This is a genomic window from Pseudomonas sp. UBA6315 (assembly GCF_002438125.1).
Classification (GTDB): Bacteria; Pseudomonadota; Gammaproteobacteria; order Pseudomonadales; family Pseudomonadaceae; genus Aquipseudomonas; species Aquipseudomonas faucium.
The window spans coordinates 1-17951 of the sequence record NZ_DJTF01000058.1 but is presented as its reverse complement, the minus strand read 5'-3'; the positions used below and the strand labels follow the sequence as shown (position 1 = coordinate 17951).

The 17951-nt window shown below is 60.0% G+C and carries 13 protein-coding genes; 1 reads left to right on the top strand and 12 read right to left on the bottom strand.

Going from position 1 to position 17951, the window contains the following annotated elements:
- The first annotated feature begins 13 nt into the window (after positions 1 to 13).
- On the top strand, positions 14 to 1396 hold the full coding sequence (locus B3E94_RS06765) for a DUF1329 domain-containing protein (RefSeq protein WP_286912834.1): 1383 nt from the start codon (positions 14 to 16) through the stop codon (positions 1394 to 1396).
- Between the two features lie 41 nt (positions 1397 to 1437).
- Here B3E94_RS06765 and B3E94_RS06760 read toward each other — a convergent pair whose 3' ends face one another.
- From B3E94_RS06760 to B3E94_RS06705, 12 genes are all read right to left on the bottom strand, one after another.
- A complete protein-coding gene (locus B3E94_RS06760; RefSeq protein WP_286912833.1) occupies positions 1438 to 2574 on the bottom strand; it encodes an OmpA family protein in 1137 nt (378 codons plus the stop codon).
- Between the two features lie 23 nt (positions 2575 to 2597).
- On the bottom strand, positions 2598 to 3032 hold the full coding sequence (gene tssE / locus B3E94_RS06755; RefSeq protein WP_176513392.1) for a type VI secretion system baseplate subunit TssE: 435 nt from the start codon (positions 3030 to 3032) through the stop codon (positions 2598 to 2600).
- 5 nt (positions 3033 to 3037) lie between these two features.
- Positions 3038 to 3574, bottom strand: coding sequence for a type VI secretion system lipoprotein TssJ (gene tssJ, locus B3E94_RS06750; protein WP_286912831.1), 537 nt, complete (start codon positions 3572 to 3574; stop codon positions 3038 to 3040).
- Positions 3555 to 4652 (bottom strand): type VI secretion system baseplate subunit TssG, encoded by a 1098-nt coding sequence (gene tssG / locus B3E94_RS06745; RefSeq protein ID WP_286912830.1) that lies wholly within the window; start codon positions 4650 to 4652, stop codon positions 3555 to 3557. The genes tssJ and tssG overlap by 20 nt, the downstream gene beginning before the upstream one ends.
- The gene (tssF, locus tag B3E94_RS06740) at positions 4616 to 6385 is read right to left on the bottom strand and encodes a type VI secretion system baseplate subunit TssF (RefSeq protein ID WP_286912829.1); all 1770 of its coding nucleotides are present in this window, start codon (positions 6383 to 6385) and stop codon (positions 4616 to 4618) included. The genes tssG and tssF overlap by 37 nt, the downstream gene beginning before the upstream one ends.
- Positions 6386 to 6408: 23 nt before the next feature.
- Positions 6409 to 7983 carry a type VI secretion system protein TssA gene (tssA, locus tag B3E94_RS06735; protein WP_286912828.1) on the bottom strand — a complete coding sequence of 525 codons (1575 nt, stop codon included), beginning with the start codon at positions 7981 to 7983 and terminating at the stop codon, positions 6409 to 6411.
- Entirely contained in the window at positions 7980 to 11255 is a 3276-nt protein-coding gene (locus B3E94_RS06730; protein ID WP_409521197.1) for an ImcF-related family protein, read from the bottom strand. The genes tssA and B3E94_RS06730 overlap by 4 nt, the downstream gene beginning before the upstream one ends.
- Positions 11252 to 12469: a hypothetical protein gene (locus B3E94_RS06725; protein WP_286912827.1), complete on the bottom strand. Its 1218-nt coding sequence runs from the start codon at positions 12467 to 12469 to the stop codon at positions 11252 to 11254. Before B3E94_RS06725 ends, B3E94_RS06730 begins: the two co-directional genes overlap by 4 nt.
- A 181-nt stretch (positions 12470 to 12650) precedes the next feature.
- Positions 12651 to 13343, bottom strand: a complete 693-nt coding sequence (locus tag B3E94_RS06720) for a DUF3592 domain-containing protein (RefSeq protein WP_286912825.1) — start codon at positions 13341 to 13343, stop codon at positions 12651 to 12653.
- 314 nt (positions 13344 to 13657) lie between these two features.
- Positions 13658 to 14563 carry a formylglycine-generating enzyme family protein gene (locus B3E94_RS06715; RefSeq protein WP_286912884.1) on the bottom strand — a complete coding sequence of 302 codons (906 nt, stop codon included), beginning with the start codon at positions 14561 to 14563 and terminating at the stop codon, positions 13658 to 13660.
- Between the two features lie 12 nt (positions 14564 to 14575).
- Complete coding sequence (locus B3E94_RS06710) at positions 14576 to 16861, bottom strand: hypothetical protein (protein WP_286912824.1); 2286 nt, start codon at positions 16859 to 16861, stop codon at positions 14576 to 14578.
- Between the two features lie 17 nt (positions 16862 to 16878).
- The coding region (locus B3E94_RS06705; RefSeq protein ID WP_286912823.1) for a DUF2345 domain-containing protein at positions 16879 to 17951 on the bottom strand (1073 nt) is incomplete at its 5' end.

Here is a 17951-nt window from a genome sequence, read left to right as displayed (position 1 = left end):
GAGGATCAACGACATGCATGACTTCAAGCACGCCTGGCTACGCGCCACACTCACCGCCACCCTGCTGAGCAGCGCCGTGGCCCTGCAGGCCAGCGCCAACGGCAGCGATGCCGGGCAACTGGGCAAGGACCTGACGCCAATAGGTGCCGAGCGCGCCGGCAATGCCGATGGCAGCATCCCGGCCTGGAGCGGCAAGTGGCGCGGCGTGCCACCCCAGGTGAAGTTCGCCGGCCCCGGCAGCCCCTACCCGGACCCGTATGCCGACGAAAAGCCGTTGTTCGTCATCACCGCGCAGAACATGGACCAGTACGCCGAAAACCTCTCCGAAGGCCAGAAGGCGCTGTTCAAGCGCTACCCCGCCACCTTCAAGATGCCGGTCTACCCCAGCCACCGGGATTTTCGCGCCGACCAGGACACCGAGCAGGCGATCTTGCGCAATGCGCAGCACGCCAAGCTCAGCGCCGACGGCAATGACGCCCTGGAAGCGTTCGGCGCCTCGCCGTTCCCGATCCCGAAGAACGGCAACGAGCTGATCCTCAACCACAACATGCAGGCACGCGCGATCACCGAGGAGGCCAACTACAACCAGGTGGTGGTTTATGCCGACAACAACCGCGTGCTGGAGAAGGTCAACTACAAGATCTACTCGCTGTGGTCCGACCCCAAGCAGAATGCCCAGAGCACCAACGGCGTGTTCACCAACTTCCTGCTCACCACCCTGGAGCCGGTGCGCAAGAAAGGCGAGATCATCGTCGGCCACGAGTTCACCGACGCTGCCGCACAACCGCGCCAGGCCTGGCAGTACACCCCCGGCCAGCGCCGCGTGCGCCGCGCGCCGACCGTGGGCTACGACTCGCCCACCGGCGCCGGGGGTTTTCGCGTGTACGACGAAGACCGCTTGTTCAACGGGGCAACCGACCGCTATGACTGGACCATCGTCGGCAAAAAGGAAATCTACATCCCCTACAACAACTACAAGATCGATGAACCGGACATCAAACAGTCGGACATCATCAATGCCGCCGGCCACGTCAACCCAGACCTGATGCGCTACGAAAAACACCGCACCTGGATCCTGCAGGCCACGCTCAAGCCCAGCGCCCGCCACATCTATGCCAAGCGTACCTTCTACATCGACGAAGACAGCTGGGCAGCGACCCTGGCCGACAACTACGACGGCCGCGGCCAGCTGTGGCGCACCAACATGCAGACCTCGATCTACGCCTACGACATCCAGCGCTTCCACGCGCGCCTGGCCATCTACCATGACCTGATCGCCGGGGCCTACATGGTCGACCGGCTGCTCGACCAGCAGAAGCCGGCGCTGCTCAATGCCAGCAACTTCGGGCCTGAAGAGTTTACGCCGGGGAACCTGCGCAAATTGGGTACTCGCTGAGTGCAACGCCCCGCCCGTTGCTGGGCGGGGCGACCCTTGCCTTAGCGCGATGCCTGACTGAGCTCGGCACAGGGCTGCAGAACAGGCAACAGACGAATATCGACTCGCCGGTTCGCAGCCCTGCCGGCGGTCGTCTCGTTGCTGGTCAACGGCTGATTCGCCGCCGCGCCGCGCACGGCGAAGCAGCTGTCCGGAAGATCCCCCATGTGCTGCAGCCAATCGCGCACTGCCAGTGCCCGAGCGCGCGACAGCTCCAGGTTCGTACTGACTTCACCGCTGGCATCGGCATGCCCGGAGATGACCACCAACCAGCCAGGTCGCGACTTGATTTCGACCAGTGCGCTCATCAACGGCTTGGCCGATTCGGCCTTTATCTCGCTGCTCCCTGGTGCAAACAGGCTCAGGCTAGCGAGCTGAACGGGCGCAGCCACGGGCTGCTTGCGGGCCTGCTCAGCAAGCCAGTACTGCCACCCTCCCACACCTGCCAGCGCAACCGCCAACGCCGCCGCCAAGAGCCACGGCAGGACGCTGCGTTTCCTGGCTTGAGGCTCGAAAACGATCGAGTAGGTAGTGTGCAACGGCGCCAGCACAGCAGCAGGTGCCACTAGGGAGGTTGCAGGGCTGCTCACCCACTGCGGCACAGGCAAGACCTGCGTGCGCTGCTCGGCCAGGCGATTCATGAACAAATCAACCAGGCTACGCAGGCTCTGCAGTGTGGCTACGGTGACCTGGGCCACGTGGGCGAGTCGCGACTCCAGCTGCGCCAGCTCGACTGCCAGGTGATTGAGTGCCGGCACCCTGTCCGGGCCCCAATCAAGCACCCGCAACAAGGGCTGCAGCTGGGCAAACAAGGCGGCAAGCAGATCCACCCGCACTGACGCCTGTGCGGGCCACAGGCGTGGCCATTGCTCGATCAGGCTTGCCAGCAGCGCCAGGCCCTCGCCCATTCCCAGCAGGCCTGCACGATGGCTGCGGGCCAAGACAAAGGCCACCGCTGTCTGCAACTCCGCGCCATGCTGCTCGAATAGATCGAGGCAGGCCCTTTCGATCTTCGCCCAATCCACATCCGGGCGCGCAGGATGATTGAGCTTCGCCAACTCCTGTTGCAGGGCCTTGAACTGATCCAGGCCGCGCGGATCCCCTCCCAGGCGAATACGCACTTCAAACAAAGACGACATCAGTTTGCCTCCGGTCCCTTCACTCACTGCAGGTAGCCCTGCTGCTTCAGATGGCGCACCGTCACTTTGCCCTCTGGCGCCAGCGTCGTTGCGAACGTCATGCTCGCGCCGCTGTGGAGGGTCATGTTCAGGGTGTATTCGAGATGGCCGGGCCGGGTCTGCGCCAGCATGTCGATGGCAACGGCGGCCAAGCGCGGCTCGTACTTGAGCAAGGTGCCGGTCATGGTGCTCATCAGTGCCTGGGCGGAAGCAGGCAACCCTTGCAAAATGGTGCCCATGTCGGGCAGGCCGTAGTCAGGCAGGTGAGCAAGGGCCCCGGCGCGGCTGTTGAGGATGCGCTGCAGGTTGTCCAGCACGGACAGCGTCAGCTGGTCTTCTTCGGCAACCTGGTGAAGATCCAGTTCGCCAGCGAAGTTCTGCAGCAACAGCTCGTAAAGTGAAGGCGTCAGTTCAGGCATGCCTGCTACTCCTTCAGCCGTGGGCGCAACGTCAATCGGTTGTCTGCAAGCTCGATCACCCGCGCCTGGTCCGGGTCCAGGTCATCGCGCTCGAGCTTCAGGCGCCAGGCATCGGATTCGCTGCCTGGTGCACGCAGCAGCGCCACCACCGCAACCATGCGGGTGTCTTTTTCCAGCGGGACGCTCAACAGCGCAGCACCCTCGGGTTTGACCACCAAGGTTCGCTCGTTGAGCAGGTCATCACCCAGCAATCGATGCGCATTGCTCAGCCAGTCGTCGTAGGTAAGGCGCTCCAGGGTCTTGCCGTCGCGCAACTGGTACACCCGGACCATGGTCGCAACCGACAGGCCACTCATGTCGGCGGCGTCGGTGTTGATCACCGCGCGGCCGACGACATCCAGGTGAAGGGTATTTACCTGCTTGTAAAAGATCGCCGTGGTGACGGCGGCGCTGCTATCGGCCACCTTCTGCGTCAACCCGCAGCCACTTAGCGCCGCGAACAGCGCCGCGACCTTGAAAAGATCAAAAACGGTACGCGACATGTTGTACCTCCCTGTTGCAAGGATTCAAATGCAGGCCTTGGTAATGGCCCAGATGAAGGGTGATGAGGTCGGATCCCCTGGACGCCTGAAGCGCTTCGGTCAGCCCCAGGACTGCCGTCATCCCCAGAATGGCCTTTGCCTTGCCCAGTACCGGGACTGGAAGCATGCGCATCGGCAGCGACAGCTGCAGTTTTGCCAGGCAGCGCCAACCCAGGTACACCTGCAGCAGCACCAGCAGATCCAGGTGCAATTGGCCGCCCGGCAACCAACCCGGCGCTTCATCCGGGTCCTGGGTGCACAGGGCCAGCTGCAGCTGGCTGGTGGCATCGAGACTGAATGCGCCCAGCGGGGTGCCCTGCCCCAGCGTTACCGGGCTGCTTGGCGACAAGCTCGCGGGCTGATCGAGCAGCACTTTTCTCGGCCAGTGCGCCGTGACATTCGCGTGTGTACGCGGAGCCAGTAGCTTGACCAGTGCGACGATGCCCTCTGCATTGCGCGTTGGCAGGCGCATCACGCTGAGCAAGGCGAGAAAGCGCGACATGGGCGTTGCTATGCGCTCGGCAGACCCGGGTATGCCGAGCCCGATCAAGCCCAGCAGGCACTGGGACGTTGCATCGCTGCCACCGGCCTCGAACGCCGCCGGGTACGAATACTTGCGCCAGATCCGATAGAACTGGGTGAAGAGGCGGTGATTGAAGATATCCAGGAACGCCTCGACCGCCTCATGCCCTTCGCGGCGCTGGACCAGGTCGTCCAGGTAGGCCGTGGGCAGCGGTGAGTCGACCCCGTACAGGCCAAGCAGGCGAGTTCGCACCGTGGCCGGTTTGTCCGGGTGGGCTTCATCAAGCTCGATTGCCCGCAGTTCACTGGCAGGAAACCCCATGCCCGGGTCGGGGCGAAAGCGGATGACGTCAGCCTCGGGGTGCGCCGTGCTGCCCAGCGGCGGCTGCCCAGGCACGGCCTGCTCCAGCAGCTGGCAGACCCGATACAGATTGGCTTCGGTCAAGTGCCCTTGTAACGCTTGCAGCAAGCCGGTGGCGTTCAGCCGGGCATACGCTGACTGTGGTGCTCGTTCCATCGCAGTGACTTTCCAGTAGGTTGAATGATCAGCGTCAGTTGCGTGCACAGGTGAATGTCGGCATACAACGCGAAGAAGCGGTTGAGCATTTCGCCGAACAGGCTGATATCGCCCTCGCCCGCGAAACCCTTGGCATCCACCGTGACTTCGATGTCCACGCCGCGCAGCAGGAAGCCTTTGTCGAAACGCTGGATGAGGTGATGCTTGACCTCGACGATCGCCTCCAGGCGGCGCCGGTTCATCTCGCTGTGGGTCCAGTCATAAAGCGCCAAGGTCCCACGCAGTACCTCGGCACTGGCAAGCATGGGCAGGAAGTTGGAGCCCAGGTGGCTGAGCACTCGCCAGTGAAAGCGGTCACGGTTTGGCGGGTAGCACGGCAAGGTCGGCGCACACAGGTTGCGCACCCGCAAGCCGGCCTGGGCGGACTGTGCAACGGTATCGAGCAGCGTGCTCTGCAGTGCCTTGCGCGGCAGCTGGCCATTGGTGCCGGTCAGGCGCAACGACAGGCTCGCCGGCTCACTCAGGGCCTGCTGGTCAAAGCCCTCCCCGCCCAGTATCAGCCAGGTGTCATGCAGGCCATTGGCGCCACGCCGCAGGCGGGTATGGAAGTAGTGCTCCGGCGCCTGGTCACGCAGCATTCCGCCTTTGTGGCGAAAGCTGGTGAACGGCACGTAGTCGTACCGCGTGGCGTTTTTCGTACCGGTGACGCGGTCGACCGAATAGATTTCGGTATGGCCATCCTGCAGGCGCATGGGGCGCAGCAGGTAGTCGCTTTGCAAGGGGTCGACCGTCAGCGGGTCGGCCTCCAGCGGGAACAGGTTGATGACCGGCACTGCGTGCAGGCGAATGTGTTCGGCGTTCGGTGTGAACGCATGGGGCCAGGCCCCCGTGAACACCACCTCGAGCTCGAACCAGGGCGTGCCGGCAGCGAGCTTCAGCTGCTGCAAGCCCTGCAGCGTCACGAACATGAACTTCTCACGGAAGGTGAAGTACTCCAGCAGCAGCTGGTAACCGCTGAAGGCACTGTCCCCTTTGGGCCAGAGGCGGTCCTCCTGGGCAAAGCCCTTGGGCGAGAAATGGCCATCGAGCAGCTGGCGCCCCTGCTGGCCGGGCACGCGCACGTACAGCTGCGCAACGTTGAGCGTCAGGGCCTGGTGCAAGGCGCTGGTCAAGGCTGCATCGCCCTGCAGATAGAGAGGCAAGTCGGCAAGCTCGACCTGAGCCCAATCAGCCAGCACACCGCACGTAAAGCGAAGGCGCAACAGGGCTCGCCCATCGAGCTCATGATCAAGGCCAGCGGTGCCCAAGCTCAGTGGCTGCAACTTGACGGCCTGGGTCGTGGCGTACTGACAGCGGGTTCGATCCGGCCCTATGGGTTGCGAAAGGACCTGAAACCCCGGCGCAACCCCTTCACTGCCTTTCATCTGGTCGATCTCGGGCAGCAGTTCGATGATCGACAACGAGGGGATGGTGCGCAGGTAATGGGGCCACAGAAGGCTTACCAGCCCTTCGGTCAGCTCGGGAAGGTCGTCATCGAGCTTCTCGCGAAGGCGCCCCATCAAAAATGCAAACCCCTCGAAAAGGCGTTCTACATAGGGGTCGTCGGCACCCGGCTTGTCCAGGTTCAACTGGGCTGCACGGTCAGGGAAGGCTTGCGCAAACTCCTTGCCGGCTTCGCGCAGGTAGCGCATCTCGGCATCGAAGTAACGCAGCGTCGGGTTATCCGTATTCAAGAAAACGTTCCTGTTCGAAGGCGCTAGCTGCAAAGCACTGCGGCGCGCACGGGGTCGATTGCAACGAGCGCAGCCAGCTGCGCCTCCATCTGCCCAGCCAGGCTGGACTTGTCGGCATCGTTGCGCTGGGCTTTGAGACGCAGCAACTTGAGTAGCCGCGCCTTGACTTCGAAATACAGCTGCGGCTCCCATTGCGAGAGGCCATGGCGTTGGCCACTGGCATCGAGCTCGCTGAGCAGGTGCAAGGCCAACTCAGCTTTGCCGTGCTGCTCGGCCACGCGCGCCATTACCAGGCGCAGCAGCCAGCGCTGGCGCCCGGTTGCCAGGTCGGTGCGCGCAGCCAGCCATGCCAGGGCTCGCTCGATGCCATCGCTGTCCGCCTGCGCCAACGCTTCGCTTTCCAGGCTCAGCACATCGTCTTCGCCCGCCCCGCCCACTGGCGCAGCGGCCGGCAGCCATGGGTGGGCAGCATTGCCGCTGACGTGCTGGTTGATCCAGTCACGGGTCGCTTCATCCGCGAAGGGGGTGCCATCGCTCCAGCGCAACAGCTCGATACCCGCCAGCCGCTCGAGGAACATGCCCAGGTCACGCTTGACGATGCCCGCCCAACTGCTGTCGTGGGCCGCCGATTGGCTCAACGCCTGGTACAGGTACCAATGCAGGTCCAGCCAGAAGTGGTTCACCCCTTCCGTGAACATCTGCTCGACCTGATCGAGCAGCGCGCTCCACGCCTGCTGCAAGTACAGGCGCTGGAGCTGGGCACGGTACTCGCCGCGCGGCGCTGACAGGCGCGTAATACCCTCGGCATCATGGGGCGGAACCTGGTGCAGCGTGTCCCAGCGCAGGCTTCTGAGCAGCCGATGGGCCGCGAGCCAGCCTTCGGGTTGCTCGCGCAGGTAACGCGCCAGGTTGCGGCCACTGTCCAGCAGATCACGACCGGACTTGATGGCCACCGGCGCCTGCTGGGGGGCCGCTTGTGCGGCGCCGGTCTGAGGAACGATCGCATCAACCCCACCCGACTGCGCCAGGCGCTTGGACAAGGCGCTGATCAAGGGTGACAAGTTGGGCCGATGCGCTTCAGGCCATGCATCGAGGCCACTGCGCAGCCAGGCGAGTGCGGCCACCGTTCTTTGCGCCTGCGCCTTCACCACTTGCGGATAACGCGACAGGCTGTCCAGCACCTTGCTGCTGGCCAGCCAATCCATGGCCAGCTTGCGGCTGTTGGCGCGGGCAGGCAGCACCTGCGTGCCGTAGCGCTCGACCAACGCCGCCAGAAGGCTCAGGCCGTCTGCCAGCCCCGCCTCCCCGCCCTTGTGCAGGCGCGCCCAGAGGTAATAGGTAGCGACGCGCAGGTCTTTGCAGGTGTGCTTGAGCAGCTGCTCTGCCAGCGCGATCACTAGCTCGACATCCGCACCGGAAAGCTTGTTGACCTCCTCGCGCATGCGCTGGAAGTCGTCTTCGTGAGCCGGGTCATCGCCCGCAGGAGCGTCCGCACGGATGGGCTGCAACCACGCTTCCCAGCATTGCCCCTGTTGTCGTGCCAGGAGCAAGGGGTCTTCTGTCGGCAAGCAACTGTCGATCAACTTGTTCAACATCATTGGGCTTCTCCTCGCAGTGCAACGCGCTGCACGTTTGCGTCGCCCACCAGAAAGATCTTGCGCGGCAGCGTGAAACCCCGCAGCGCAAGCAACGCCAGCGGCCCGCCGGCCAATTCGGTGCGCAGGTGCCAGGTCAGGCCGAGGCCATCTGGCGCCTTGAGCACCACGCGCATCTGGCTGCCGCCGTCGTCGAGGTGGGTCACCTGGGCCTGTTCGAGCAGGCGTATCAGGCCCCAGGTGCCCTGCAGGTCGGCGAACAGACGCTCGCCTGTGTGCACGCTGGCCCAGCTCAGGCTGACGCCGGGATAGTCGCTCTGCCCCGGCCAGCGAAAGCGCTGCCAGCGCTCGCGCTGGTTGAAGTAATGGTGCTTCTCGCCATTGAGGATGAAGGTGGTCTGCACCACATCGCGCACCGGCTTGCCGCGCAGTTCGAAGCTCAGGCCCATGCCGCCGTCGGTGTAGAGCACATCCGCCAGCTGGCTGAGCTGGTTGATCGCCGCCAGGAACTGCGGGTTGAAGCGCAGGCCCTGGCTGTAGCGCGGGTCGGCCACCCAGCGGCTGCCTTCCTTGCGCAGCAGCCCCGACAGCTGCTCGCGCAGGAACTGCTCGATGCGCCCTGAGTCGGCGCGGATCATCTGCCCCAACATGGGCAGCGACGCATCGCTGGAGGTGACGGCAAAGGGGTAGCGGCCGGCGAATGCGCCGTTCCACTCATCGACCACGGCGCGTTGCCAGTTGCGGTTCAAGCCGGCGGCCGAGGGCTGCAGCACGCGCTGCCAGGCCTGGTCCAAAGGCTGCACGAACAGGGCCTGCGCGGCGCCGCCCCATTCGGCGCCCAGGCTTGCGGCGATCAGGCTGCCGTAGGCCTGGGTTTCGGTCAGGTCGACGCGCTTGCCCTGGAACACCGTTTGCGCCAGGGCTTGGGTCATGGCCTGCGGGTCTGGCGCCTGGGTGACCTGCTGCAGCTTCAGGCGGGTGCTGGTCACGCGGGTGAGAAAGGCCTGCAGGCTCAGGCTGTCATCGCGAAGCTGCCCTTCCGGTTTTTTGCCCAACAGTGTGAGTAGCGGCCCGAAAGTACCGTCCAGCGGGCCGCTCTGGCCCTGGGGCAATTGTTCGATGAGCGCCGGTTTGTCCTGGCCGATCAGGTTTTGTGCGGACTGGATCAAGGAGTCGGCCAGGGCCTGGCCACGCAGGCCGGCTTGGCCCTGATACGCCAGGGTGTTCATCAAGGCGATCAGCGGCGACTGGCGGGCATCGCTCATCAGCGTCAGTTGAGCGATCACTTCGTCCAGGCTGCCTCGCTGCTGCCAGCGCAGGCTGTTGAGAAAGGCCAGCCAGGCGCTGCCGTAGTCCTGGAAGTAGCGCGCGGTCAGGCGCTCGCGGAGCTGGTCGGGGCTTAATTCGGCGGCGAGGGTTTGCGGGTTGTCGCTGAGCACCCAGTCGATTTGTTCGCGGCGCGCGTGGGCGGCCTCGTCGATGGCCTGGCGCACGTGGCCTTCCCAGGCCTGGCGGGTGAATACGCCGGGGACGCTGGCCGCGGTGTCGAACAAGGCGCTGGCATCGGTGTCGCCAACCAGCTGCTCAAGGCCCTGCGCCGGGTAATGGTTGGCCGCCGCCTCGAGTGCGCGCCGGTAGAGGCTGGTGTCGGCGTTGCGCTGGCCGAGTTGGCCGAGCAGCACCTGGCGAACCTGGGCGATGAGCCTGGCGTCGGCCTGGATGGCCCAGTCGGGGTTGGCGGGCAGTTGCTCGGCGAAGAAGGTCCACAGGGTGGGCTCGGCAGCGCCGAGGGTGCGGACCAGGAAGGCTGCGTCGGCCTTCTCCGGGCGGGCCAGCATGAGGTAGGCCTTGAGCTGGTCGTAGGCCTGCTTGGCGCGCTCGGCACGTTGCGGGCTGTCGGGGTTGAGCTTGAGCAGGGCATTGAGTTGGGCTTGCAGCAACGACGCTGCCGGATCGCGCAAAAGTCTGTTATTGGCGCCCACATAGTGCGGCCACACGGCATCGCGTAAAGCCTTGCTGCGATCCAGGCCGAAGCGCTGGTACCAGGGGGCACCGTGTTCGGTGCGGTAGTCCAGGCGCGATAACTCGCGGACCAGTTCGTCCAAGGCAACCCGTGAATCGTGCTCTTCAGCCGGTTGCTGCAGCGTCGTCAATGCCGCCTCTACCCGGCCGACTTCGGCGCGGTTGCTGGCAAAGGAGAGCAGCAGGCCTGCGCCCCACATTGCAGTGAAGCTCAGGGCCGCAACGTAACCTATTCGGCTAGCACTCCAGCCCAGGCGCTGCGGATTGGCCGAGCTGTCACCCAACACGCCATGCCAGGCCGGAGCCGGCAGCCAGTGATGGGCTGTGCTCGACTTGTCCCTAGGCGCCAGCGGCAAGCTGAACCACAACCCACGCAACGAAACGCCACGTCCCCCCTCTGCCACAGACATTGCGGCTCGCCAACGCGCACCGCCGTCGGGCTGAAGGTCGCGCGATAAGCGCAGCAGGAAATCATGGGCGAGGTCGTTCTGAAGCTGCGCCAAACCCTGTTCACGCAACGGTTGCCGCAATCTTTGCAGTAGCGCATCCAGTTGCGTTGCCGTAAACCGCGCCGGCAGGCTGCAGCCCACTGGTTGTACTTCGCGTGCGGATTGCGGCCAGGCACTTTCGCAGACCTGCCACAGATGCAGCGGCAATTGCCAACGCACGTCCTTGGCGAGATTTTGCAAGCGGCGGGCGCCGCTGCTCATCGCCGTGACATCGCGGCTCTGTTCCTTGCTCAATACCCAAATGACGCTATCAAGCCCATGCCCTTTGGCGAGTAACTCTATATTCGGTTCTACCTGCATGCCGCCGCCGTACAACAGCACCGCATTTGGCGTTTCGAGCCACTGCTGCTCAGCTAAACCTGGGGCAATGGCGTCAATCTGCTCCGGCTCGCCGACGACGAGCAACAGGCGCACTTTGCGGCGCCAGAAGTAACCATAATGATCGCGCAGCGATTGTTTGACGGTGTTGGCCGTAGACTCGCTGCGAGCAGGGCTGGGGAACAGCCGCGACAGCGAATGGGTTAGACGCGAGGAAAACTCCAATGATGCCAACTTCCTGATACCCAGCGCGCCAAGCCCATCGAGGAGCAACACAAGCAAACATAACCCGAGCACACCGGCAAATAGCCTCAGCTGACTGTTCTCATCGGTTACAGAAACGATCGGGTTGTCGACCCAGATCAATATCCCGCCGATGACAACCATGCAAAGGAGCACAATCCAGATGCTAGTTTGCTTTCTCATGACTTGATTTCACTTCCAGTCTGTACACCGGGTCGTATGACGCACCATTGCGGTGAAGCGTCCTGCAACATGACCAACTGTGGCTGAACATCCGCCGCCGCTTGCTCGCTGGCGACAATGATTGTGATGTTGCCCAAAGCACTGGCTGGCCGGCCAAACGCGTCGTCCAGCCGCATACACTTATCGATGTCGAGCGAACGACCTGCACGTTCCATTGCGATACTCACAGCGCATAGGACATCGCCAGGTATCTGCGCCTGCCAGACAAAACAAGGCTCGTTGTCCCCTATGCGCCCCCAACGCAACACGTCCTGCAGTGACTTCGCCTCGTTGGTCATTGGCACAGGGCGATGGATCCATGCCTCTGGCGTAAGGTTTTGCATTTCGCAAAACTGCGATTGAGCGAGCAACAAGGCAGAGACCGATTCAGCCTGCTCCGAAACGGGCTCCTGAAACACATTGATCTCAAGCGACAGCAAGAGCGAACAGGCTTCGGGCTGATCCAGCCACTCATCCAGCCAGAGCACACCGTCGTCCTGTGTCGCGAACCGCACCTGGTCAATTGCCAAGTCTTCGGCTGCACAGGAGCGCCACACCGACAGGACCTCAGCATCGCTGAGTACACCGTTGTGCTTGATCCGAAGGTTTAACGGTGCTGATCGCCCATAGCGCTGCAACTCGCCATTGAGGCCGCACATCAATTGCTGCAGGAACAACTGCAAGCGCCTCTGATATGAATGCACCGCAGTGCCATCGCCTAAGGGCATCAGTTGACTTGCACGCAAGGTCGAATCCACATCCGACAGGTAGACAGGTTGCAAGCGTGTACTTGAACTGCGTAACGCCCGAGCCAGTTGATTGTTGCCTGCCGGGGTGCGGTAAGAGGTTGCCAACAAGGCGATGGCGCGCTGCCCGTGTGCTATCAGCAAGCGCTCATGTTCGGTGTGTTGCCGGTTCCAGCTCTGCGCGTATTCCCGCTCCTGTTCATAAGCCCTTGTGCGCAGAGCGAACAATAAAAGCCCGGCCACCGACGGCAGTACAAGTACACAACACCAGAACCACGGCGACATCCGCCAGCTATCACTTGGCCAGAACAAAACCCCGAGACTGCCACCCAGTAGGCAACACAATGAAATCACGAGTAGCCAGCGCCCTTTATCGGGAGCCGGCGGCGGCACAAGCCTCTCAGGTAAGGTGTCGAGGTCAACCGGCACGTCAACGCCTCCCTGCCTGTGGCAAGCAAGTGATCAAGATGCAACTGCAATCACAACGATGGCCGAGCGAAGCCATCGGGCGGCTTCTGTGAATGAAACCTTGATCGCCCGAACAACGCATGTCGCCGATACGAATGACACCCTTCATACAGAGCTCCCCATAAAAATTGCGCAGCAGTCATCAATCCGCAGATTCAGGCAGGAAGGACAGATCAACGTGATACTTTCCGGGGTTTTTCCGATCGACAAATACTTTGATCTTGTCGCTGCTGATGTAAGGCGTTGGATCGAACCAGATATTGTCACTTTCCAACCGATGCAACACGCCGGTTGTCGGATTCAGCCATTGACAGACAATCAGGTAGGGATGTCGACCGTTGATTGAAAACGAGTGGTTCACGTTAACTGACTGGTAATTTGCCTGTACCACCTGACCCTGCTGTCTCAGGTGTTTTATCTTGCGGATTTTGAGACGACCGACCAGGGCCATTGCAATGCCCGCCAATAAAAACGGACTGCCTATCAACATCATTGGAATTGCAATACGCCATAGGGAAAGAAACGATTTTACCCTGGCACCCTGAGGGTCAGCGGAGGGATAGGCCACCTCAATTTTTTTTCCTATCGGGTTATATTTTTCATTGAGGCTATCGCGCGAAGTAAACTCTACAGTTGCACCCTCCCTGTCGAGGAATTGCACAACAGGCTTGATCACACCCGTTGTGGGCGATCGCCCATACGCTATTATCGTACCTTCCGTGGAAATGGCCTCAGCCAAGAAATCGCTGGATTTTTTATAAGAAAGCGCGCTTATGGCTACCAGCCCGCTCCCTATCATGAGAAACGCCCATTTTATTACTGGTACATCTTTCATACGCCCCCAACGCGCCAGAGCAACCCAGCGCCAAAAGTCTTAGTGGAAATCTATAGTTATCAAACAACGGGCACACACCATCGATCACGTAGCTCAGGGCTTGGTGAACCTTTAACGAAGAATCAGGCGTACCGACCCGTATCGCTTACGAACTCAATGACAACCCAAAATAACAGACATGAACCTGCCTTAGTTCACAGGAGTTGCGCTATTCACCACACAACGAGCTGTCTTACCTACGACGGCTAACAGTTCTGTTCCAAGAATGAAGCCGCTGATATACCCATCCGGACTTCTGAAGCTACGCTGTACATTTACCCCGCCCCCCAAAGCGGATTTGCATAGCTTATTCCTCGCAGCACTTTGGCATAGTTGCCGTTAGATTCTGGGCCTTTGTAGACAGGTTTACTGGGGCCTTGAGGGTCCTGAATAGGCGAGTTTTTGTAATAGTCGGGGTCATACCAATCTTTAACCCACTCCAGGCCATTATCGGACATGCCATACAAGCCCAGCGGATTAGGGGCAAATCTATCGACCGGCAGCGGAGTGTGTATACCGGTTTTCCATCCCATCTCTTCAGCAAACGCTTTTCTGTCCCAAGAAGTAGAAATATTGATTCCTTTGGGGCCATCCCGCCATTCTGCAGTCACTTCATCATCAGTCACCTTATAGGTACCGTCGTCCGTGGCGACCATGAAGAAACGACCTCGACTGCGAGCTGCGTACTCCCACTGAGCTTCAGTAGGCAACGCAAATGGCAATTGGCTGACATCCGCCAACCAACTGCAGTATTTCTCTGCCTCATACCAATCAATGGGTGCTGGATTACTCGGCGGCACGCTGACGAACTCATACTGGTCATCTTCAGCAATGTATTTCAGCACCGAAGAATCATTCAACCTCGAATACAATGAGTATTCTCGATTAGTAATTTTGAATTTTGACATCGAATAACTACTGAGCCGAACCTGATGCAGTGGCTTACTGTCTTTATCAAGGTCATACGGTAGCCTTTCTGGCCCATACTGCGAACCGTAGTCGCCCATTAGATATTCCCCACCCTCAACAAAGATCATATTATCTTTGACCTCCCTAATGAAAGCATCCAGCTCCTCACTTGTAACGTCTCTACCACCCTCTCTTTCCTGCCCAATTAGGAGATCGCATCCTGCCAATACACAAGCAGCAAACAAACCAAGCGCCACTCTCGAAAAACCCATATCCACCCCAAATTATGCCAGCTGATTTGAATTTTCATCACAGGGCGAAAACATACAGCGCTGTGGATAATGAGGATTAGCCATACTATTGAGTTTGTAATGCCACGTATCATTCATGGCAAGCGCATACCCCCAGGCAATCTCTATCTTTAACCTCTGTCGAATAGAGACCATTTCATACTTAGCCTTATGAAGCTCGCCATCACGATTGAAACCTAACTGCAAAAAATTAACGAGATGTTGCTCTTGCTCTTTTTCAACAGAGGCCTCATCAGCATTTTTAGCCAAGTTGCTACCATCCACCGTCAACCGGCACAACACCTTTCGCCATTCGGCACGGGTCTGGATACTCCTCAGCACCCAGATTACCGCCTCTTTACGAGTCGTAAATACGTCAAGAAAAGCGCTACTTCGATTTTCAGGATCCATGTGATCCCATTTCCCATGCCGCGTAAGAAGATACAAAAGTATGCCCTTAGCCTCGGGCGTATATCGCAGTAATTCTTGTCTGCGAGAAACCGTATTAGATGCTAAAGCGTTCCTTTTCTGAGAAGACGCCAATCCATTTCGACCCTCAACAACAAATTCGTCAACGACACCCCGAAATTTTTTTGAAACCTCAATAGCTGAGCCTGAAAGGCGGCCGTAGGATTGATAAACTGTTAGCGCTGCGTCTGCCATTTGCATTACACAATACTGACTGTAGGCAGAAAAAGCGCCCTCTTCCACCACGTCAAAAAACCTATAATTCAAACGATACAACTGATAAATCAACCAAGCCCCAAATTCGATAATTGTGCTGACGCCCACCTCACAGATAACTGCACCTTTCGCCCCTACCCCCCAACACAAACTGGCGGCCACATGAAAGCAAAACCTGCCATTGATAAACGTGCAATAAAACTTACCCCCCAGGCCCGCCCCCGCCATCCCAGAAATGCTACTGGCAATGCTGCAAAAGTCAGTAAACTCGCCAGTGGACTTCAACAATCCGGCAGCCCTATTGTCAGGATCAAAGGGTTCAGCCGGTTTCAACCATTGCAAACTCCCCTTGAGTCCGGCCTCCGCACGAACACCCGCAAAGCCTTCAGCAGACAGGTTCAGCCCTTCCTCTTCCCTGGCCATCTGTTGGTAAAACACAGCCCCACGCGTGCGCCGCTCCTTGAACCGCGGCAGCCGCCCCCCCTTCTGGCCAGCCAGCACTTGCTTGTCGCCTTTGACCATCACCTGCAACTGCCCTTCGAGCATTGCCGACGCGCCAATGAACCCCGTTAACCGCTGGGCTACCACCAGGCGGAAATGCCCCATATCGAACAATTGCTGTTTGCTGTCGGTGTACTTCAGGTTCCAGCCGAAACGGTCTGGCACGTACGCAGTAAGGGCGACCGTACCTGAGGCCAAGGTCAGGCTGGCTTTGCCCTCGCCCTTGATCGACGCCTGAGACTTGTGGGGATCGAATTCGGCGCTGGCGCCCATGTTGGCGACGAAGCGCATGAATTGCGCCCCTGCGCAAAAATCCACGTTGGCGATGACATCCTTCTTCTCGCCCTGCAAGCTGTGATTCCAGCTTTCCGCCCAATCGAAGAGCACCTCATCAATGCCCAAACTTTTAAGGTCGAAATCCGGGTTGGCCCACTTCAGTACATCTTTGAGTTCAAGCTTCAGTTTCGGCCACTCAAGCGCACTCAGTTGCTTGGCGAGTTTTCCGGTATCGATCAAGGCCCTGCCATGCTTGTCCTTGCTGATGAAACTTTGTGCCCCCCCTTTGCCGTCACTGCTTTTGAGGGACACCGAATGCAGTTTGAGCCCTTGCTGGGTTTTGCTGAAGTAGCCTTTCTTGACGAATGCATAGCGCGACGACTTGCCGCCTTTTTTGCCCTTGCCGCCCCGCCCGGCAATGGGAATAAGTTCGACGACATCGTCATAGCTCATGCCCTCCATCGAAAACTCGCCCAGTTTTTCATGGAGGGCTTTGCGGTTTTCAGCCAGCGCCTGCTCGGCGGCTCTCACCGCTTTGTGGTGGGTTTCCTGCTGCAAGGGTGAGAGGCCGGTCGGGGCTGCACGACCGTAGGCTTCCAGTGCGCTGGAATAGCGCTCTGCAGCCTGGTGAAAGGCATCCATGCTTACCAGCATGCCCCGCCAATGGTTTTCGAATGCGCCCGCTTCGCCGTCTGCGACGAACACCAGTTCCTCAGTTTCAGGACGGAAATAGCACTGCACGGACGAGTGATAAGCAATCGCCACGGCGCCTTTTTTGCTGAGCTGCGTTTGTGCCGCTGGCGTACTCGCTTGATCCATGTGTAAAAGCTCCATGCTCATTCAAAGAACAACTTGATGTTTTCCAGATCAAGGCCGTAATGGGACTGGGTATATCCATCTCCATCGGTTATGCCATCCGCGACAGTGCCGTCGGCAGCTTCGATTCGGTAGGGCACATGTGCCATCGGCTCGTCGCTTTGCTTATCTCTGATTTGGAAACGGCCCTGAGCCTGGAACTGATACACAGGGTCTTGCATCTGCATGGCTTCAAGCGCCTCGTCGAGTGATGCCGAACCACCCCATTCGATGTGATCGTTACGTATGCGTACTTCGCCGGGCGCGCCGATTTCGATGGAGCCGTCCTTCAGTTTCAGGTACGCGCCGCGACTGACCAAGGTGATGCCCTGTTGTGCATTGAGCACCATCTCGCCATTGATGCTATTGAGGGTCATTGCCTTGTCGGCCTTTAGTGTCATGGCATCGCTTTGCGCCTGAATCTCAACAGGCCCACGCGCGGCGAGGAACTTGAGCCCCAACCGTTGGGCAAAAAGGCTGATGGCGTCTCCCGCTGCAACGCTCAAGCGCCTCAAGACGGTGAGGTCGGCACTATCCCCTGCCGTGGCAATGAGATTGGCACCTGCCGACAACTGCAGATTGTTAGGCGTTGTCAGCGCCATACCGGCCGGTGCAGAGGCGATCAAGCCAGCCTCGGCCAGATTGACGAGTGCTTTGTTCAAGGACTGCTGGGATTCCATATCAGCAGGTAAAGCCCCCGAAGCCGAAGCACTTTGCGCCAGCGCCGCTACGAGCTGGATCGCTTTGCGCAGCTCATTGGATGCTTCACGCATGTCGAGCATCTGGCCATGCGCTTTCGCTTGCCCATCCGCACTGATGAACAGCCCTTTACCGCCGCGAATCGCGCCCCAGGCATCGCTCCTCAGCTCAAACCCTTCACCACGCTTCTGCTTCTGCCCATCAACCACATGCCCAAGGTTGAGCTGGCTCTTGCCGCCATGCTCGGAACTCAGCTTGACGTGCTCCTGCCCCCGGGTGTCGTCCATGCGCAGCTTGTTGTTGGCCGGTGTGCGCAACACGTTGCGTTGGTAGTTGCGCAGGGTCACGTGGTCCG

What these genes read in the sequence shown, in the direction of transcription:
- B3E94_RS06765 (WP_286912834.1), top strand. Translation starts at nt 14, where the DNA reads ATGCATGACTTCAAGCACGCCTGGCTACGCGCCACACTCACCGCCACC.
- B3E94_RS06760 (WP_286912833.1), bottom strand. Translation starts at nt 2,574, where the DNA reads ATGTCGTCTTTGTTTGAAGTGCGTATTCGCCTGGGAGGGGATCCGCGC.
- tssE (WP_176513392.1), bottom strand. Translation starts at nt 3,032, where the DNA reads ATGCCTGAACTGACGCCTTCACTTTACGAGCTGTTGCTGCAGAACTTC.
- tssJ (WP_286912831.1), bottom strand. Translation starts at nt 3,574, where the DNA reads ATGTCGCGTACCGTTTTTGATCTTTTCAAGGTCGCGGCGCTGTTCGCG.
- tssG (WP_286912830.1), bottom strand. Translation starts at nt 4,652, where the DNA reads ATGGAACGAGCACCACAGTCAGCGTATGCCCGGCTGAACGCCACCGGC.
- tssA (WP_286912828.1), bottom strand. Translation starts at nt 7,983, where the DNA reads ATGATGTTGAACAAGTTGATCGACAGTTGCTTGCCGACAGAAGACCCC.
- B3E94_RS06730 (WP_409521197.1), bottom strand. Translation starts at nt 11,255, where the DNA reads ATGAGAAAGCAAACTAGCATCTGGATTGTGCTCCTTTGCATGGTTGTC.
- B3E94_RS06720 (WP_286912825.1), bottom strand. Translation starts at nt 13,343, where the DNA reads ATGAAAGATGTACCAGTAATAAAATGGGCGTTTCTCATGATAGGGAGC.
- B3E94_RS06715 (WP_286912884.1), bottom strand. Translation starts at nt 14,563, where the DNA reads ATGGGTTTTTCGAGAGTGGCGCTTGGTTTGTTTGCTGCTTGTGTATTG.
- B3E94_RS06710 (WP_286912824.1), bottom strand. Translation starts at nt 16,861, where the DNA reads ATGGATCAAGCGAGTACGCCAGCGGCACAAACGCAGCTCAGCAAAAAA.